The sequence below is a fragment of the Moritella sp. genome (assembly GCF_033791185.1).
Taxonomy (GTDB): Bacteria; Pseudomonadota; Gammaproteobacteria; order Enterobacterales; family Moritellaceae; genus Moritella.
Genome location: NZ_JASJHF010000040.1, coordinates 1 through 2818, shown reverse-complemented (window position 1 = coordinate 2818; position 2818 = coordinate 1). Strand labels below are relative to the sequence as shown.

3 protein-coding genes are annotated in these 2818 nt (G+C 44.4%); all 3 read left to right on the top strand.

Annotated features, from left to right (window positions below; all coding sequences use genetic code 11):
• Positions 1-130: 130 nt before the first annotated feature.
• A complete protein-coding gene (locus tag QNK26_RS02520) occupies positions 131-1177 on the top strand; it encodes a putative urea ABC transporter substrate-binding protein (RefSeq protein ID WP_319220691.1) in 1047 nt (348 codons plus the stop codon).
• 145 nt (positions 1178-1322) lie between these two features.
• A complete protein-coding gene (locus QNK26_RS02515; protein WP_319220690.1) occupies positions 1323-2129 on the top strand; it encodes an ABC transporter permease in 807 nt (268 codons plus the stop codon).
• An 11-nt stretch (positions 2130-2140) separates the two neighbouring features.
• A partial coding sequence (locus QNK26_RS02510) for an ABC transporter ATP-binding protein (RefSeq protein ID WP_319220689.1) occupies positions 2141-2818 on the top strand: 678 nt, incomplete at its 3' end.

Genomic DNA, 2818 nt, shown 5'->3' with positions numbered 1-2818 from the left:
GAGCATTCGACCTCCCCTTTCATGAAATCTCAAAGAAAGGCATGGGTTACACGGCGGGATAAAAGCCCGGGAGAAATGCTTGGTTATGCCAAGGGTGCTCGTGTAATCAATGTAATTTAGAGGTTTCTCTATGAAATATTTCACAATTTCAATTCTGGCTTTTTTGCTTTCATTTTCATCGATCACTCACGCCTCCGATAAGTTTAAAATCTGTTGGTCTATCTACGTTGGTTGGATGCCATGGGCTTACGGTGCCGAGCAAGGCATTGTCAAAAAATGGGGAGAGAAATACGATATTGACATTGAGGTGGTACAAATCAATGACTATATCGAATCCATTAACCAATATTCGGCGGGTGAGTTTGATGCCTGCACTATGACTAACATGGACGCACTAACTATTCCTGCCGCTGGTGGTGTGGACAGCACTGCACTCGTTGTTGGTGATTTCTCAAATGGTAATGATGGTGTTGTTTTAAAGGGTAAAGATTCGTTAAAAGACTTGAAAGGACAAAGCATCAATTTAGTTGAACTCAGCGTGTCGCACTATCTATTGGCTCGTGGTTTAGAGACCGTCGGCTTAAGTGAAAAAGATTTAACCGTTGTTAACACATCTGATGCCGATATGGTCGCAGTTTACGGTACTAAAGATGTGACGGCTGTTTCGACGTGGAACCCGCTGCTGAACGAAATTATCTCGATGCCTAATAGCCATAAAGTTTTTGATTCTTCACAGATCCCTGGCGAAATTATTGACTTGCTTGTCATCAATACTGAAACACTCAAGAAAAATCCTGACTTAGGTAAAGCATTAGTAGGTGCCTGGTATGAAATCATGGGCAGCATGGCTGGTTCTGATGCAAAGGCAATCGATGCCAAAACATTTATGGCAACGGAGTCAGGTACTGATCTTGCGGGTTATGACGCACAGTTGGCAAGTACAGAAATGTTCTATACCCCCCAGGCCGCACTGGCACTAACCAATAGCAAAAAGCTTGTCACTACGATGGAAAATGTTGCTAAGTTTTCATTCAAGCACGGCTTGTTAGGTGATGGCGCTCCAGATGCAGGCTACATCGGTATCGAAATGCCAGCGGGCACTTTTGGTGACAAAGGTAATGTTAAATTACGTTTTGAACCAAGCTATATGCAAATGGCTGAAGACGGAAAACTGTAACCCCGGTTTTATCTTTGAGTCGATGACGGCACGTTTGGATATTAGCGTACATTAATGTGTTTTTGGTGTTCTGCGTGTCGCCGCCACTTCTCGAAAAAACTGTCTTCATCGATCTTTTATTCACGTTAATCAGAGCTTTTTAAGTATGAAAAAACTTATTAATCAAACGCCGAGTAATGTTCAGAAAATATTTTTAGGATTGCTGCCGTTTGCTCTGTTAATCATCTTCTATCTCGTAAGTTCTAATGCACGTTTAGAGATTAATCCCAATGACAAACTACTGCCAAGTTTTAGTCAAATGGGTGATGGGATAGAACGTATGGCATTAAAGCCTAACAAGCGGAGTGGCGACTATCTGTTTTGGAAAGATACCAGCAGCAGCTTAACACGCCTTGGGTTAGGCGTGCTTATTGCGGCAACTATTGGCCTTGCTGTCGGTGTCGCCACAGGTGCTTTACCACTGTTTAGTGCGGGACTGTCGCCCTTGCTGACGGTGATTTCGTTGATTCCTCCACTTGCATTGTTGCCTGTGTTATTCATTGTGTTTGGCTTAGGTGAACTCTCGAAAGTGGTGTTGATTGCTATTGGTATTACACCGTTTATCGCCCGCGATATTCAACGTCGTACGCAAGAAATACCCGCTGAACAATTAGTCAAAGCGCAAACCTTAGGGGCGAACACATCACAAATTTTAATGAGGGTTGTGTTGCCTCAAATACTCCCGAAATTGTTTGATGCGGTGCGACTGTCGTTGGGTGCAGGTTGGTTATTTTTAATCGCTGCGGAGGCCGTAGCTGCAACCGATGGTTTGGGTTATCGAATTTTTCTTGTACGCCGGTATATGGCGATGGATGTCATCTTGCCTTATGTCGCATGGATTACCTTGCTTGCTTTCTTGGTGGATATGGCACTGCGCACGGCGAACCGCAGGCTTTTCCCATGGCACTCATAAGGAGATAGCGCATGACAAATGTTGTTGATAAAAATACCCCTCCCATGATTCAGGTGAATAATGTCTGGAAGCAATATGGCGACAATATCGTTATAGAGCGCTTGAATGTGTCCGTTCAAGAAGGCGAATTTGTGACGTTAGTGGGGACTTCAGGCTGCGGTAAAAGTACGTTTTTGAATATGTTGCTGGGTACTGTTCAGCCAAGCCAGGGTGAAATTTTATTGGATGGTCAACCGATCCCTAAAGAGCCGGGCCCTGATCGCGGTATTGTGTTCCAACAATATTCGGTTTTTCCACACATGACGGTGTTAGAAAATGTGATCGCGGCACGTGGTTTTCAGCGGAAGGGGTTTACCGGGTATTTATTAGGCTCTGAGCATAAAAAGGCGAAGGAAGATGCCAAAGCGATGCTCGATCAGGTGGGTTTAAGCCAGGCCTTAAATAAATACCCCCATGAATTATCGGGCGGCATGAAACAACGGTTGGCGATTGCTCAAGCATTATTGGGGCGACCAAGAATCTTGCTGCTCGATGAGCCTTTTGGTGCCTTGGATCCAGGTATTCGAGCTGACATGCATGAACTGGTTCTGAACCTATGGCGTGAACACAAGCTAACCCTTTTTATGGTGACGCACGATTTGAAAGAAGGTTTTCATTTAGGTACCCGGCTATGGGTATTTGACAAACTT

Coding starts and splice junctions, on each gene's coding strand:
- QNK26_RS02520 (WP_319220691.1), top strand. CDS start 131: ATGAAATATTTCACAATTTCAATTCTGGCTTTTTTGCTTTCATTTTCA.
- QNK26_RS02515 (WP_319220690.1), top strand. CDS start 1,323: ATGAAAAAACTTATTAATCAAACGCCGAGTAATGTTCAGAAAATATTT.